The 15,426-nt window shown below is 68.9% G+C and carries 12 protein-coding genes; all 12 read left to right on the top strand.

Annotated features, from left to right (window positions below):
• Nucleotides 1-274: 274 nt before the first annotated feature.
• The 12 genes from AC1DX8_RS00235 (at nucleotide 275) to rpoB (ending at nucleotide 15,376) form a co-directional block, all read left to right on the top strand.
• On the top strand, nucleotides 275-1,390 hold the full coding sequence (locus AC1DX8_RS00235; protein ID WP_477627905.1) for an ABC transporter ATP-binding protein: 1,116 nt from the start codon (nucleotides 275-277) through the stop codon (nucleotides 1,388-1,390).
• Nucleotides 1,387-2,157, top strand: coding sequence for an MlaE family ABC transporter permease (locus tag AC1DX8_RS00240; RefSeq protein ID WP_056924016.1), 771 nt, complete (start codon nucleotides 1,387-1,389; stop codon nucleotides 2,155-2,157). The genes AC1DX8_RS00235 and AC1DX8_RS00240 overlap by 4 nt, the downstream gene beginning before the upstream one ends.
• 16 nt (nucleotides 2,158-2,173) lie before the next feature.
• Entirely contained in the window at nucleotides 2,174-3,001 is an 828-nt protein-coding gene (locus AC1DX8_RS00245) for an MlaE family ABC transporter permease (protein WP_477627906.1), read from the top strand.
• Between the two features lie 3 nt (nucleotides 3,002-3,004).
• Entirely contained in the window at nucleotides 3,005-4,318 is a 1,314-nt protein-coding gene (locus AC1DX8_RS00250; RefSeq protein ID WP_477627907.1) for an MCE family protein, read from the top strand.
• Nucleotides 4,315-5,364 carry an MCE family protein gene (locus tag AC1DX8_RS00255; RefSeq protein WP_477627908.1) on the top strand — a complete coding sequence of 350 codons (1,050 nt, stop codon included), beginning with the start codon at nucleotides 4,315-4,317 and terminating at the stop codon, nucleotides 5,362-5,364. The genes AC1DX8_RS00250 and AC1DX8_RS00255 overlap by 4 nt, the downstream gene beginning before the upstream one ends.
• On the top strand, nucleotides 5,361-6,332 hold the full coding sequence (locus AC1DX8_RS00260) for an MCE family protein (protein ID WP_477627909.1): 972 nt from the start codon (nucleotides 5,361-5,363) through the stop codon (nucleotides 6,330-6,332). The genes AC1DX8_RS00255 and AC1DX8_RS00260 overlap by 4 nt, the downstream gene beginning before the upstream one ends.
• The gene (locus AC1DX8_RS00265; RefSeq protein ID WP_477627910.1) at nucleotides 6,332-7,615 is read left to right on the top strand and encodes an MCE family protein; all 1,284 of its coding nucleotides are present in this window, start codon (nucleotides 6,332-6,334) and stop codon (nucleotides 7,613-7,615) included. The genes AC1DX8_RS00260 and AC1DX8_RS00265 overlap by 1 nt, the downstream gene beginning before the upstream one ends.
• Nucleotides 7,612-8,874 (top strand): MCE family protein, encoded by a 1,263-nt coding sequence (locus AC1DX8_RS00270; RefSeq protein ID WP_477627911.1) that lies wholly within the window; start codon nucleotides 7,612-7,614, stop codon nucleotides 8,872-8,874. Before AC1DX8_RS00265 ends, AC1DX8_RS00270 begins: the two co-directional genes overlap by 4 nt.
• Nucleotides 8,871-10,142, top strand: a complete 1,272-nt coding sequence (locus tag AC1DX8_RS00275) for an MlaD family protein (protein WP_477627912.1) — start codon at nucleotides 8,871-8,873, stop codon at nucleotides 10,140-10,142. The genes AC1DX8_RS00270 and AC1DX8_RS00275 overlap by 4 nt, the downstream gene beginning before the upstream one ends.
• The gene (locus AC1DX8_RS00280) at nucleotides 10,139-10,792 is read left to right on the top strand and encodes a hypothetical protein (RefSeq protein ID WP_477627913.1); all 654 of its coding nucleotides are present in this window, start codon (nucleotides 10,139-10,141) and stop codon (nucleotides 10,790-10,792) included. The genes AC1DX8_RS00275 and AC1DX8_RS00280 overlap by 4 nt, the downstream gene beginning before the upstream one ends.
• Before the next feature lie 7 nt (nucleotides 10,793-10,799).
• The gene (locus tag AC1DX8_RS00285; protein ID WP_477627914.1) at nucleotides 10,800-11,441 is read left to right on the top strand and encodes a hypothetical protein; all 642 of its coding nucleotides are present in this window, start codon (nucleotides 10,800-10,802) and stop codon (nucleotides 11,439-11,441) included.
• A 458-nt stretch (nucleotides 11,442-11,899) separates the two neighbouring features.
• Entirely contained in the window at nucleotides 11,900-15,376 is a 3,477-nt protein-coding gene (rpoB, locus tag AC1DX8_RS00290) for a DNA-directed RNA polymerase subunit beta (RefSeq protein ID WP_477627915.1), read from the top strand.
• Nucleotides 15,377-15,426: the final 50 nt, after the last annotated feature.

The following is a 15,426-nucleotide window of genomic DNA, read 5'->3' on the forward strand; positions in this document are numbered from 1 at the left end:
CTTCCGCGTCCCCGGCCGCCCCGGCCCTCCTGACCGCCGCGCGCGCCCTCAGCCCTCCTGACCCGCCCGGCCGCCCTCAGCCCTCCTGACCGCCCCGCCCGCCCCCCCGAAATCCCAGCTCTCGGGCTTCCCGACCCCCGTGCGGCCCGAGAGTCGGGATCTCGGCGCGCCGCGCGGCATACCGGACCGTAACTTCGCGCCCCGTGCCTCGTTGAGCCCTGCGAACCGGGGCCTGTCATCAATGACAGGCGTGGACTTCACGACGAGGTGAGCTGTGGGCGTTGAGATCAAGGTCGAGGGCCTGACCAAGCGATTTGGGTCGCAGGTGATCTGGAACGACGTCTCGCTGACCCTGCCCGCCGGTGAGATCTCCGTGATGCTGGGCCCCTCGGGCACGGGCAAGTCGGTGTTCCTCAAGACGCTGGTCGGTCTGCTCAAGCCGGACGCGGGCTCGATCATGATCGAGGGCCGCGACCTGACCCGGCTGCGCGAGCACGACCTCTACGAGATCCGCAAGCTGTTCGGGGTGCTGTTCCAGGACGGTGCGCTCTTCGGCTCGATGAACCTCTACGACAACGTCGCCTTCCCGTTGCGCGAGCACACCCGGAAGTCTGAGTCCGAGGTGCGCTCCATCGTGATGGAGAAGATGGACCTGGTCGGCCTCACCGGAGCCGAGACCAAGCTGCCCGGCGAGATCTCCGGTGGGATGCGCAAGCGCGCCGGGCTGGCCCGCGCCCTCGTCCTCGACCCCGAGATCCTGCTCATCGACGAGCCGGACTCCGGTCTCGACCCGGTGCGCACGTCCTACATCAACCAGCTCTTCATCGACCTGAACGCCCAGATCGACGCGACCTTCCTCATAGTCACGCACGACATCAACTCGACCCGCACCGTGCCCGACAACATCGGCCTGCTGTACCACAAGCACCTCGCCATGTTCGGGCCGCGCGAGATGCTGCTGAGCTCGGAGGAGCCGGTGGTGCGGCAGTTCCTCAACGCACAGACCATCGGCCCGATCGGCATGTCCGAGGAGAAGGACGCCGACGAGCTCGCCGCCGAGGCGCGGTCCGGCCAGGAGCTCCCGCCCCTGCCGCCGATCCCGTTGCAGCTCGGCACCAGCGACGGCACGGCCCGGCGCGGTGAGCGCCCCGCCGGCCAGTGGTGCCGCGACCACGGCGTGACGCCGCCCCCCGGGTCGTTCCAGTCGCACAACGCCGGTGTCCCCGGCGTGCGTCACACCGAGCCCACTCCGGCGGCCGACCTGACCCCGCCCGCACCGTCCGCCGCGCCGGCGACCGCGCCGTCGACCACTTCTGAGCCGTCGACCACTTCTGCACCGTCGGCGCCTTCGGCACCGTCGACCCCGTCTGCCGAGGCGGCGGTGTCATGAGCAACCCAGCCATCGGGGCCCTGCGCCAGAGCGGCTCGCTCTTCGCGCTGGTGCTGGACGTCATCCGGTCCCTGCCGAAGCGGCCGTTCCAGACCAAGGAGTTCATCCAGCAGTGCTGGTTCATCGCCTCGGTCACGATCGTCCCGACCGCCCTGGTCTCGATCCCGTTCGGCGCCGTCATCGCCCTCCAGCTCGGCACGCTGACCCGTCAGCTCGGCGCGCAGTCCTTCACCGGTGCCGCGTCGGTCCTGGCCGTCATCCGTGAGGCGTCGCCGATCGTCACCGCCCTGCTCATCGCCGGAGCCGGTGGCTCGGCGATCTGCGCCGACCTCGGCTCGCGCAAGATCCGCGAGGAGATCGACGCGATGGAGGTGCTCGGCATCAGCCCGATCCAGCGCCTCGTCGTGCCCAGGGTGCTCGCGGCCATGCTCGTCGCCCTGCTCCTCAACGGGCTGGTGTCCGTCGTCGGCGTGGCGGGCGGCTACTTCTTCAACGTGATCATCCAGGGCGGCACGCCTGGTGCCTACATCGCCTCGTTCACCGCGCTGGCCCAGCTCGCCGACCTCTGGACCAGCGAGATCAAGGCCGTCATCTTCGGCTTCATCGCCGCCGTGGTCGCGTCATACAAGGGCCTGACGGCCGGCGGTGGCCCGAAGGGGGTGGGCGACGCGGTCAACCAGAGCGTCGTCATCACCTTCATGTTCCTGTTCGTCGTGAACTTCGTGGCGAGCGCCGTGTACTTCCAAGTCGTCCCCCAGAAGATCTGAAGGAGGTGGAGAGACAGTGAGCAAGGTCCTCGACCTCGCAGGTCGCCCCGTGGAGGCGCTCGACAGCCTCGGTGGGCAGATGCGGTTCTACGTCCGCTCGCTCGCCTGGAGCCCGCGCACCCTGCGTCGCTACAAGAAGGAGGTGCTGCGCCTCCTCGCTGAGGTCTCCCTCGGCTCCGGCGCCCTCTCGGTCATCGGCGGAACGGTCGGGGTGATCGCCTTCCTGGCGTTCTTCACCGGCAGCCAGGTGGGTCTGCAGGGCTACTCCTCACTGAACCAGCTGGGCACCGGCGCCTTCACCGGCTTCGTCTCGGCCTACCTCAACACCCGCGAGATCGCGCCGCTCGTGGCCGGCCTGGCGCTCGCGGCCACGGTCGGGTGCGGCTTCACCGCCCAGCTCGGCGCGATGCGGATCTCCGAGGAGGTCGACGCCCTCGAGGTCATGGGTGTGCCGTCACTGCCGTTCCTCGTGACCACGCGCATGATCGCCGGGTTCGTGGCGGTCGTCCCGCTGTACGTGCTGGGGCTGCTCTCGTCGTATGGCGCCACGCGGTTCATCGTCGTGCACTACTTCGGGCAGTCAGCCGGCACCTACGACCACTACTTCCACCTGTTCCTGCCGCCGATCGACGTGCTGTTCTCCTTCCTCAAGGTGATGGTGTTCGCGGTCGTGATCATCCTCATCCACTGCTACTACGGCTACAACGCGTCGGGCGGTCCCGCTGGCGTGGGCGTGGCCGTGGGCAAGGCGGTCCGGACCTCGATCGTCGCCATCAACATCGTCGACTTCTTCTTCTCCCTGGCGGTCTGGGGCGCCACCACGACCGTGCGGATCGCGGGGTGAACCATGGCTGAGTCATCCACCGGAGCACTGTCGCGCCTGGGCAACCGCGCCTACGGCGTCGGGTTCATCCTCGTGGTGGGCCTGCTCGTCGGGCTGTCCGTCGCGTCCTTCCAGAAGCGTTTCACCTCCGTCGTCATGGTCAACCTGCTCACCGACCGCATCGGTTCGCAGCTGCAGACGTCCTCCGACGTCAAGATCCGTGGCCTGATCGTGGGTGAGGTCCGGTCCATCGAGACGACCGGCAACGGGGCCCGCCTGCAGCTGGCCCTGAAGCCCGAGATGGTCGACCTCATCCCGGCCAACGTCTCTGCGAGGCTGCTGCCCAAGACGCTCTTCGGCGAGCGCTTCGTCGACCTCGTGGCCCCGGCCGAGCCGGGCGGGCGACCCATCGCCAAGGGCGACACCATCGGGCAGGACCGCACCTCGGTGGCGATCGAGCTGGAGCGGGTCTTCGACGACCTCCTGCCGCTGCTGCGCACGGTGCAGCCGGAGAAGCTGTCCGCCACCCTGAACGCGCTGGCCTCGGCCCTCGAGGGCCGCGGCACGCGGCTGGGGGAGAACCTCGTGCTGGTCGACTCGTACTTCAAGCAGATCAACCCGAAGCTGCCCGTCATCAAGGCCGACATCAGTGGTCTCGCCGACCTCGCGAGCACGTATGCCGTGGCGGCGCCCGACCTCGTGCGCGCCGCCAAGGCGCTGGTCACGACCTCCACGACCATCGTGGAGAAGAAGGACGCCCTGTCGGGATTCCTGGCGGGGACGGCGGGCTTCGCGAACACCACCGCCGACTTCCTCGACGCCAACGGTCAGCGGATCATCCGGGTCGGTGCGGTGCAGCGGCCCACGGTCGAGGTGCTCGCGAAGTACTCGCCGCAGTACCCGTGCATCGCGACGGCGATGGTCAACTGGATCCCGCGCATCGACGAGGCCTGGCGCGACAAGACCTTCCACATCACCGTCGAGGTCACCCAGCAGCGCCCGGGCTACAAGCCGGGCGAGGAGCCGCGGTGGGGCGAGAAGCGCGGACCCAGCTGCCAGGGCCTGCCGGGCCGTTTCGGGAGCCAGGAGCACCCTTGGACCGGCAACCACTTCGACGACGGCACGAACCGCTCGGGCTCCTCGGCAGGCAGCGCCCTCCCGTCGATGTTCTCCGGCGTGTCCGGTCAGAGCATCGTCGGCGCGGACTCCGGGCTGGCCGGCACCGAAGGTGAGCAGGACGTCGTGGCGGCCCTGCTGTCCCCGACCGGCGAGCGCTCGGCCATCACCACCCTCCTCGCGGGCCCGATGCTGCGCGGAACGGTGGTGAACCAGTCGTGAACACCCGCTCCAGCCTCGTGAAGTTCATCATCTTCGTGGTCGCGACCCTGCTGGCCACCGGCACCCTCGCGGCCACCATCGCCAACACCCAGTTCGGCGACAAGGCGACCTACCGCGGCGTCTTCGCCGACGTCACCGGCCTCGCCGCCGGCCAGGAGGTCCGGATCGCCGGCGTCCGGGTCGGTGAGGTCAAGTCGATCAAGGTCGCGTCCGACCGGGTCCACGCGACGGTCGAGTTCAACGTGCTGAAGACCAGCGTCCTCACCCAGGGCACGAAGGCGACCATCAAGTACCGCAACCTCGTCGGTGAGCGCTACATCGCGCTGACCCAGGACGTGGGTGGCTCGGCCCCGCTTAGGGACGGCGCGACCCTCGGCCTCGACCACACCCAGTCCGCCCTCGACCTGACGGTGCTGTTCAACGGCTTCAAGCCGCTCTTCGCGGCGTTGTCACCCAAGGACGTCAACGAGCTGTCGAGCAACATCATCAGCGTGCTCCAGGGGGAGGGCGGCAACATCAACTCGCTGCTGTCCAAGACCGCCTCGCTGACCTCCACCCTCGCCGACCGCGACGAGGTCATCGGTCGCACGATCTCCAACCTGAACGCGGTGCTCGGCACCGTCGACGCCCACGACGCCGCCCTCAAGCAGCTGATCGACCAGCTCCAGCGGTTCATCTCGGGCCTGGCTGCGGACCGCACGACGATCGGTGCCTCCCTGACCAACATCAACTCGCTGACCGCGGAGACCGCCGACCTGCTCAAGCTCACCCGGCCGTCGATCAAGTCGGACATCGCCAACCTGCGGGCCCTCAGCAGCAACCTCAACAAGCCGTCGAACACCGCGACCTTCGAGAAGTTCCTGTCCACCTCGCCGGGCAAGATCAACACCATCACCCGGACGGCCACCTACGGCTCGTGGTTCAACTTCTACCTCTGCGACTTCAGCGGCACGATCGTCGTGCCGGCGCCCGTCAAGGGCGCACCGGCGATCAAGATCCCGGTCGACAAGCCCGCGGGCCTGTCCGGGGCGAGGTGCTCCTCATGAGCATCCCCTTCCGCGAGCGCAACCCCGTCCCGATCGGCGCGGCCGGTCTGTTGGCCATCGGCCTGGTGCTGTTCCTCGCCTTCAACATCCAGAGCATCCCGTTCGTCGGGGGCGGCGACCACTACCGCGCTGCCTTCACCGAGGCCGGCGGCCTCATCAAGGGTGACGACGTCAGGATCGCCGGGGTCAAGGTCGGCAAGGTCGAGAAGGTCGACCTCGCCGGCAACCACGTCGTGGTCGACTTCAAGGTCACCGAGCCCGTGGCCTTCGGCACCCGCACCGGGGCCAGCGTGCGGATGAAGACCCTGCTCGGCGCGAAGTACCTCGCCCTCGAGCCGGCCGGTGGCGGACAGCTCAAGGCGGACAGCGAGATCCCGCTCGAGCGGACCATCTCGTCCTACGACATCGTCAACGCCTTCACCGACCTCGCGACCACCTCGGAGCGGATCGACACCGACCAGCTGGCGAAGTCGCTGACCACCTTGGCGACCGAGTTCAAGGACAGCCCGCCCGACGTGAAGGCCGCGCTCGACGGGTTGAGCCGCCTGTCGAACACGATCGCCTCCCGCGACGACGAGCTCAGGCGGCTGCTCGCCTCGGCCAACAGCGTCAGCGGCACGGTCGCCGAGCGCAACAAGGCGGTGGAGTCGATCATCAAGAACGCCGACCTGCTCATGGTGGAGCTCAACGCCCGTCGCGACGCGATCCACACCCTCTTCACCAACACCTCGGCGATGGCCCAGCAGATCACCGGGCTGGTGCGCGACAACCGCACCGAGCTCAAGCCGGCGCTCGACCAGCTGACCAAGGTGCTGGCCGTGCTGCAGAAGCACGACAAGGACCTCAGCGCCACGATCGCCGCGATGGCCCCGTTCACCCGGCTGTTCTCCAACGTGCTGGGCAACGGCCGCTGGTTCGACACCTACATCGCGAACCTCACGACGCCCGTCTCCGCAGGAGGCAAGTGATGACGCGCCTGTCCGCCCACCGTCGGCCGACCCTGCCCCGGCTGCCACACCTGCCCCGGCTGGGTCTGCTCCCCAAGGTCGTCAGCGCCCTGGTCGTGGTGGCCCTCGTCGCGGGCGCCTACGCCTTCTGGCCGCGCCAGGACGACATCCACGTGACGGGCGAGTTCACCCGCGCGGTCGGGCTCTTCCCAGGCTCTGACGTCCGCATCCTCGGCGTGGCCGTCGGCAAGGTCACCGAGGTGACCCCGAAGGGCGACAAGGTCGAGGTGAAGTTCGAGTTCGACAGCAAGTACAAGGTGCCCGCCGACGCCAAGGCGGCCGTCGTGGCTCCCTCGTTGGTGAGCGACCGCTACGTCCAGCTGCTGCCGGCATACACCTCCGGTCCGGTGCTGAGGGACCACGCCCAGATCGGCCTCGACCGCACCGCGGTCCCGGTGGAGCTCGACCGCATCTCCGCCAGCCTGGACGACCTGCTGGTCGCCCTCGGCCCCAACGGCGCGAACGAGAAGGGCGCCTTCGCCGACGTGCTCGACACGGGGGCCAAGAACCTCGGCGGGCAGGGCCAGAAGCTGCACGACACCAACCGCGACCTGTCCAAGGCGCTCGCGACGCTCTCGGGCGGCCGCAACGACCTGTTCGGCACGGTCAAGAACCTCCAGGCGTTCACGACGATGCTCGCCACGAACGACGACCAGGTCCGCCGGCTCAACAGCGACCTCGCCAGCGTCTCGGTGCAGCTCGACGGTGAGCGTGACGACCTCGCGGCCGCCCTGAAGAACCTCGCGGTCGCGCTCAGCGAGGTCAGCTCCTTCGTCCACGACAACCGGGCCGGTCTCACCACCAACCTCAAGCAGCTCGCGTCGGTCACCGGCACCATCGCCTCCCAGCGCGACGCGCTCGCGGAGACGCTGACCAACGCCCCGGTGGCCATCAGCAACCTGCAGAACGCCTACAACCCGCAGACCGGCACCCTCGACACCCGCGCCAACGTCAACGAGAACCTCACGCTCCAGAACCTGCTCTGCAGCCTGATCACCGAGGGTGGGCAGCCGGCGTCCCTGTGCACGACCGTCAACGGCGCGCTCAAGCCGGTCTCCGACCTGCTCGCCCAGCTCGACCAGCTCGGCGTGAAGCTGCCGCTCAACCTGTTGTCGGCGCTCCCGGCGCAGACAGCGAACACCTCGACCACCTCGACCGCCACGTCCGACGGCTCCGGGGCGAGCACGGTGCGGATGCGCGGCGCCGACCCCACCCTGGGCGGACTGCTGGAGGGACCCCGATGACCCGTCACACCACCCACCCACGGACAACCGGTATGCCGCGTGCGCGCCGCCTCCTGTCCGGCGTCGTCGTGGCCGCCACCCTCCTCGGGGTCTCGGGGTGCCAAGGTGCCTTCGACCTGCCCCTTCCCGGGGGAGCCGCGAACCGTGGCGACATCTTCCGGGTGACGGCCGAGTTCGCGGACGTGCTCGACCTCGTGCCGCAGTCGTCGGTCAAGGTCGACCAGGTCACCGTCGGCTCCGTCGAGAAGATCGAGCTGAACGGCTGGACCGCCCGCGTCACGCTGCGGCTGCCGCGCAACGTCAACCTCCCGGACAACGCGGTCGCCGAGCTGAAGCAGACCTCGCTGTTGGGCGAGAAGTACGTCCAGCTCTCCGCTCCCACCGCGACGGCCCCCGAGGGCCACCTCGGCGACGGCGACAACATCCCCTTGGCGCGCACCGGCCGCAACCCCGAGGTCGAAGAGGTCCTGAGCGCCATGTCGCTGCTGCTCAACGGCGGCGGGGTGGCCCAGCTCAAGATCATCGAGACCGAGCTCAACAACGCCATGCGGGGCAACCAGGCCGAGATCAAGGACGTCATCAAGCAGCTCGACATCTTCGTCGGGGGCCTCGACGACCAGAAGGCCGAGATCGTCCGCGCCATCGACAACATCGACAAGCTCGCCGGCAAGCTGGCCGCCCAGAAGGACGACATCGCCGCCGCCCTCGAGGCGTTGCCAGGAGGCCTGAAGGTCCTGGCCGACCAGCGCACCCAGCTGGTGCAGATGCTCCAGGCGCTCAGTCGGCTCGGCGCGGTCGGCACCCAGGTCATCCAGCAGAGCAAGACCGACACCGCGGCCAACCTGAAGGCCCTGGCCCCGATCCTGTCGCAGCTGACCAGGGCCGGCGACGACCTGCCCAAGTCGCTGCAGCTGCTGCTGACCTACCCCTTCTCGGACGCCACGACCGGAGCCATGAAGGGCGACTTCACCAACCTGTCGGCCGACCTCGACCTCAACCTGCAGAACCTCGCCGGCAACCTCGGTGTCCCCACCACGCCGCCCGGTGGTGGTGGCCTGCCGACCGGCACGCCCACCGTGCCCATCCCGACGGTCCCGCCGCTGCCCGGGCTGCCGCCGCTGCCCGGGGGCACCTCCACCGGCACCTCCACGAGCTGCCCGCCGATCATCGGCTGCCCGTTGGGCGCCCCGGCGCAGCAGTCGGGGTCGTCGAACGGCGACCAGTCGTGGCGCTCGCTCTACGACGGCGGTGCGGCATGATCCGCCGGTCCGTGAAGGTGCAGCTGGTGGCCTTCCTGCTGCTCACCCTGCTGACGGTCTCGCTGCTGTCCGCGCGCTACGTCGGCCTCTACGACCGGGTCGCCGGTGGCCAGTACCACGTGACGGCCGACTTCGAGCAGTCCGGGGGCATCTTCGTCGGTTCCGAGGTGTCCTACCGCGGCGTCACCGTCGGACGGGTCGACGACCTGCGCCTGTCGAAGGACGGCGTCATCGTCGACGCCAAGATCCAGCGGGGCGTCAAGATCCCCAAGGACACCAAGGTCGTCGTCGAGAACCGGTCCGCCGTGGGGGAGCAGTACCTCGACTTCCAGCCGCGCAGCGACAAGGGCCCCGACCTCGCCGACGGCGACGCCATCCCGCGCAAGGACACGGCATACCCGCTGCGCGTGGACACGCTCCTCCTCGACCTGGACCAGACCGTGAACTCGGTCGACAAGCAGGACCTGGCGACCGTCGTCGACGAGCTGGGCAAGGGTTTCGCCGACGGCGGCCAGGACCTCCAGCGCCTGCTCGACAGCGGCGACGCCCTGACCAGGTCGGCGACCGAGGCGCTGCCCGAGACGATCAAGCTCATCGACGACGGCCGGATCGTGCTGGACACCCAGCGCGACACCGCCGGCGACGTGAAGGTGTTCGCCAAGAACTTCGCCGACCTGTCCGAGACCCTCAAGGCCTCCGACGGTGACCTGCGGCTGATCCTCGACCGGGGCGCGGTGGCGTCCCGCGAGCTCGACACCCTGGTGCGGGACAACCGGGGCAACCTCGCAGCCCTGCTGGCCAACCTGATCACCATCGGCCAGGTGACCACGTCGCGGGTGGACGGGATCCAGCAGCTGCTCGTCACCTACCCCGACGTCGTCGCGGGCGGGTACACGGTGGTCCCTGGCGACGGCTCCGCGCACTTCGGCCTGGCCCTGGCGCACGACCCGCCGGTCTGCACCCAGGGCTACCAAGGCACCCAGCGTCGCAGTCCGAGCGTCACCACCAACGCCAAGGCCAACACGGCGGCCCGGTGCACCGCGCCCCGCGGTTCGGGCACCAGCGTCCGCGGCGCCCAGAACGCCCCCGGCCCCTCGTCGAGCACGAACTCGACGGTTCCCTTCGCTTTCGGCGACCAACCCGTATCCCCGGGCATGGCTGCCTCGTTGGGCATGACAACGCCACAGGTGTCGGTGCCACTCCCTCCGTCCGGAGGTGAGAGCAGCGAGCCGTCGTGGTTGTGGATCATGAAGGAGGCTGCTCGATGAGCACGATCACCACCCCCGCCGGGAGGGCGGTGAAGGCAGACGAAGGCGGGTCGCACCCCGACCCGCTCGCTGCTGACACGGACCACCTGACCACCGACCCGACCGACCCCACCGACTCCGAGGCGCGCACCAGCCCCGAACGGGCCGTGCACCGTGCTCAAGCCCTGCGCATCACCCCCCGCATGCTGTGGGTCGTGGTGGCCGTGGCGCTCGTCGCCAGCCTCGCGCTCGGGGCGACCAGGGGCCGCGACTGGTATGCCGCGCGGCAGACCGAGGCAGCGAACGCCTCCGCCGTGGCGGCCGCCAAGCAGCTGGCCATCAACTTCGTCACCGTCGACTACACCAAGGTCGACGCCGACGTGGCGCGGGTGAAGGCGGGGGCCACGGGGGAGTTCCTCAAGAGCTACTCGACGTCGGCCGCCGACCTGAGCAAGGTGCTCGTCGCCAACCAGACCGTCTCCACCGTCCAGCGCACCGAGGCCGCGCTGGTCTCCGGTGACCGGGACTCGGCCGTCGCCCTCGTGGGCGTCGTCGCGCCGACCAGGAACACCGCCGTCCCGAACGGCGAGACCAAGACCTACCGGATGCGGCTCGACCTGCGGATGGTTGGCGACGCGTGGAAGGTGGAGAACCTTGAGTTCGTCGGTTGAGACAAAGGTGAAGGCCCGTCCGAGGGTGGCGGGGGAGCGGTCCCGCGCCCGCGCGCCCCACCAGCCGCGCCCCGTCGCACCCACGCCGAAGGCGAGGGCCGCCTCCGGTCCGCTCACGACGCCGGGGTCACCGACCGCGCCGGCGCGGCCGGCCTCCGCGACGCTCGCCGGCCGCGGTCGGCGCTGGCTGCTGCCCGTCGTCGCCCTCGTCGCGGCGCTCGCCCTGCTCGGGACGGTCGCCGGCGTGAGCCTGGCGGACCCGGGTGGCCAGGCGCGCACCGACCGTGCGGCGGCCAGCCAGGCCCGCACCTCGATCGAGCAGATGCTCAGCTACAACTACAAGACCATCGACGCCCAGGCCACCCAGATCGAGGGCCTGCTGACCGGTCCGTTCAAGGGCGAGTTCAGCTCGGCCATGGACAAGGACATCAAGCCGCTGGCGGTCAAGAACCAGACCGTCGTGCAGGCCAAGGTCTCCGACATCGGCGTGATGAGCTCTTCCGACACGACCGTCAAGGTGCTCGCGTTCGTCAACCAGGCGCGCATCGGCACCGACCAGAAGGAGCCCGTGATCGACCAGAACCGCGTCATCGCGACGATGTCGAAGGTCGGCGACCGGTGGCTGATCAGCAAGGTCGAGGCCTTCTGACGAGCCTCCGGGAAGGCTCCCTGGACACCGTCCAGTGGCCGTCCCGGAGGGCTCCGGGAGCGCTCGGAAAGCGGTCCTGACCTGCGGCGACGCACCCCGTTGGGGGTGCGTCGCCGTCGTCCGTTCGGCGACCCGCGCCGAGATTGTCTTGACGTGGGGGGTTTGGCGCGTCATCCTCATCTGCGTCGGATCAGCCCGTGGCTTGTGGCCCGGGCCTGACCCCCGTCGACAGTTCGTGGCGCGAGCCCGCTGGACACGGTTGGACGAGGCTGCCCTCTTTCGTGTATGGTAACCCTTTGCGCTGCCCTCTTTCCTGACCTCACCTCAGACCTCAGCCCTTCGTCGTGCCCTGCGGCACGGATTCGTGGCCCAGTCTCCTGCGTGGTCCGGCTGGCGGCTGGCGCTGCACCGGTTTCGAACCATCAGTTTTAAGACAAGGCCCGTGGAAGGACCCCTCCTTGGCTGCCTCGCGCAACGCGACTCAGACTGTGTCCACCGCACGGACGGCTTCCGGCCGTCTGTCGTTCGCGAAGATCCGCGAACCCCTCGAGGTCCCCGACCTCCTGGCGCTGCAAACGGAAAGCTTCGACTGGCTGCTCGGTAACGAGCGCTGGCAGGCCCGTGTCGCAGAGGCCAAGGCCGAAGGCCGTGGGGATGTGCCGGATCGCTCCGGCCTCGAGGAGATCTTCGAGGAAATCTCTCCCATCGAGGACTTCAGCGGCTCCATGTCGCTGTCGTTCCGCGACCACCGCTTCGAGGAGGTCAAGTACTCCATCGAGGACTGCAAGGAGCGCGACCAGACCTACTCGGCGCCCCTGTTCGTCACCGCGGAGTTCATGAACACCACGACTGGCGAGATCAAGAGCCAGACGGTCTTCATGGGTGACTTCCCGCTCATGACCGAGCGCGGCACCTTCGTGATCAACGGCACCGAGCGTGTCGTCGTGTCGCAGCTGGTCCGCAGCCCGGGCGTCTACTTCGAGCGCACGCCCGACAAGACGTCCGACAAGGACATCTACACCGCCAAGGTCATCCCGAGCCGCGGTGCCTGGCTGGAGTTCGAGATCGACAAGCGCGACATGGTCGGCGTCCGCGTCGACCGCAAGCGCAAGCAGTCGGTCACGGTGCTCCTCAAGGCCCTCGGCATGTCCGAGGCCGAGATCCTCGAGGAGTTCGGCGAGTTCGAGTCGATGCGCCTCACCCTGGAGAAGGACCACACGGCCGGCCAGGACGACGCGCTGCTCGACATCTACCGCAAGCTGCGCCCGGGCGAACCGCCGACCCGTGAGGCCGCCCAGACCCTTCTGGACAACCTCTACTTCAACCCCAAGCGCTACGACCTGGCCAAGGTCGGTCGCTACAAGATCGACCGCAAGCTGGGCGTCGCCGCCGAGCTCAGCGCCTCCGTGCTGTCCGTGGACGACATCGTCGCCACGATCAAGTACATCGTCGCGCTGCACGCCGGTGAGTCCACCCTCGCCGGCAAGAACGGCGACGAGGTGCCGGTCGAGGTCGACGACATCGACCACTTCGGCAACCGTCGCCTGCGCAACGTGGGTGAGCTGATCCAGAACCAGGTCCGCACCGGTCTGTCCCGCATGGAGCGCGTCGTCCGCGAGCGCATGACCACGCAGGACGTCGAGGCGATCACGCCGCAGACCCTGATCAACATCCGCCCCGTGGTGGCCTCGATCAAGGAGTTCTTCGGCACCTCCCAGCTGTCGCAGTTCATGGACCAGAACAACCCGCTCGCGGGCCTGACGCACAAGCGGCGTCTGTCGGCCCTCGGCCCGGGTGGTCTGTCCCGTGACCGTGCCGGCATGGAGGTCCGTGACGTCCACCCGTCGCACTACGGCCGCATGTGCCCGATCGAGACCCCGGAAGGCCCGAACATCGGCCTGATCGGCTCGCTCGCCTCCTATGGTCGGATCAACGCGTTCGGCTTCATCGAGACGCCGTACCGCAAGGTCGTCAAGGGCAAGGTCACGGACGAGATCCACTACCTGTCCGCCGACGAGGAGGACCGCCACGTCATCGCGCAGGCCAACGCCGTCATCAACGCCGAGGGCCTGTTCACCGAGGACCGCGTCCTCGTCCGCACCAAGGGCGGCGAGGTCGACTACATCCCCGGCGCCGACGTCGACTACATGGACGTCTCGCCGCGCCAGATGGTGTCTGCCGCGACCGCGCTGATCCCGTTCCTCGAGCACGACGACGCCAACCGCGCGCTCATGGGCTCGAACATGCAGCGCCAGGCGGTGCCGCTGGTCAAGTCCGAGGCGCCGCTCGTCGGCACCGGCATGGAGTACCGCGCCGCCCTCGACTCGGGCGACGTCGTCCGGGCCGAGACCGCCGGTGTGGTCACCGAGGTGTCCGCCGACCTCGTCACCGTCGCCGGTGACGACGGCTCGACCCGCACCTACCGGATCGCCAAGTTCGCGCGCTCCAACCAGGGCACGTCCTACAACCAGGTCGTCGTCGTCAACGAGGGCGACCGGGTCGAGGCCGGCGGCGTCATCGCCGACGGTCCCGCGACCGACGGTGGCGAGATGGCGCTGGGCCGCAACCTGCTCGTGGCGTTCATGCCGTGGGAGGGCCACAACTACGAGGACGCGATCATCCTCAGCCAGCGCCTGGTGCAGGACGACGTCCTCTCCTCGATCCACATCGAGGAGCACGAGGTCGACGCCCGCGACACCAAGCTCGGGCCGGAGGAGATCACCCGGGACATCCCGAACGTCTCCGAGGAGGTCCTGGCCGACCTCGACGAGCGCGGCATCATCCGCATCGGTGCCGAGGTCCGCGACGGCGACCTGCTCGTCGGCAAGGTCACGCCCAAGGGTGAGACCGAGCTGACCCCGGAGGAGCGCCTGCTGCGCGCCATCTTCGGTGAGAAGGCCCGCGAGGTCCGCGACACGTCGCTCAAGGTGCCCCACGGCGAGACCGGCACGGTGATCGGCGTCAAGGTGTTCGACAAGGACGAAGGCGACGACCTGCCCCCGGGCGTCAACCAGCTCGTCCGCGTCTACGTCGCCAACAAGCGCAAGATCACCGACGGTGACAAGCTCGCCGGCCGGCACGGCAACAAGGGCGTCATCTCGAAGATCCTGCCCGTCGAGGACATGCCGTTCCTCGAGGACGGCACCCCCGTCGACGTCGTGCTCAACCCGCTCGGTGTCCCCGGTCGTATGAACGTCGGACAGATCCTCGAGCTGCACCTCGGCTGGGCCGCCTCCCGCGGGTGGGAGATCGCGGGCAACCCGGACTGGGCCAAGCTCATCCCCGAGGACGCGCGCTCGGCCCCGGCCGGCACGCGGGTCGCCTCGCCGGTGTTCGACGGTGTGCGCGAGGACGAGATCGTGGGTCTGCTCGACTCCACGACCAAGACCCGCGACGACGTCCGGCTCATCGACGGCTCCGGCAAGTCCCGGCTCTTCGACGGTCGCTCCGGCGAGCCGTTCCCCGAGCCGGTGTCCGTGGGCTACATGTACATCCTCAAGCTGCACCACCTGGTGGACGACAAGATCCACGCCCGCAGCACCGGCCCCTACAGCATGATCACGCAGCAGCCGCTGGGTGGTAAGGCTCAGTTCGGTGGCCAGCGCTTCGGTGAGATGGAGGTGTGGGCGCTCGAGGCCTACGGTGCCGCCTACGCGCTGCAGGAGCTGCTCACGATCAAGTCCGACGACGTCCAGGGCCGCGTGAAGGTCTACGAGGCGATCGTCAAGGGCGACAACATCCCGGAGCCCGGCATCCCCGAGTCCTTCAAGGTGCTCATCAAGGAGATGCAGTCGCTGTGCCTGAACGTCGAGGTGCTCAACAGCGAGGGCACCTCCATCGAGCTGAAGGAGTCCGACGAGGACGTCTTCCGCGCGGCGGAGGAGCTCGGCATCGACCTGTCCCGGCGCGAGCCCAGTTCGGTCGAAGAGGTCTGACGGTAGGCCGCGCGGTCACCGCCACGGTGACCGCGCGGCATACCTCCCCT

This window comes from Pedococcus sp. P2_A3 (assembly GCF_056405035.1).

Coding starts and splice junctions, on each gene's coding strand:
- AC1DX8_RS00240 (WP_056924016.1), top strand. CDS start 1,387: ATGAGCAACCCAGCCATCGGGGCCCTGCGCCAGAGCGGCTCGCTCTTC.
- AC1DX8_RS00280 (WP_477627913.1), top strand. CDS start 10,139: ATGAGCACGATCACCACCCCCGCCGGGAGGGCGGTGAAGGCAGACGAA.
- AC1DX8_RS00250 (WP_477627907.1), top strand. CDS start 3,005: ATGGCTGAGTCATCCACCGGAGCACTGTCGCGCCTGGGCAACCGCGCC.
- AC1DX8_RS00265 (WP_477627910.1), top strand. CDS start 6,332: ATGACGCGCCTGTCCGCCCACCGTCGGCCGACCCTGCCCCGGCTGCCA.
- AC1DX8_RS00275 (WP_477627912.1), top strand. CDS start 8,871: ATGATCCGCCGGTCCGTGAAGGTGCAGCTGGTGGCCTTCCTGCTGCTC.
- AC1DX8_RS00270 (WP_477627911.1), top strand. CDS start 7,612: ATGACCCGTCACACCACCCACCCACGGACAACCGGTATGCCGCGTGCG.
- AC1DX8_RS00260 (WP_477627909.1), top strand. CDS start 5,361: ATGAGCATCCCCTTCCGCGAGCGCAACCCCGTCCCGATCGGCGCGGCC.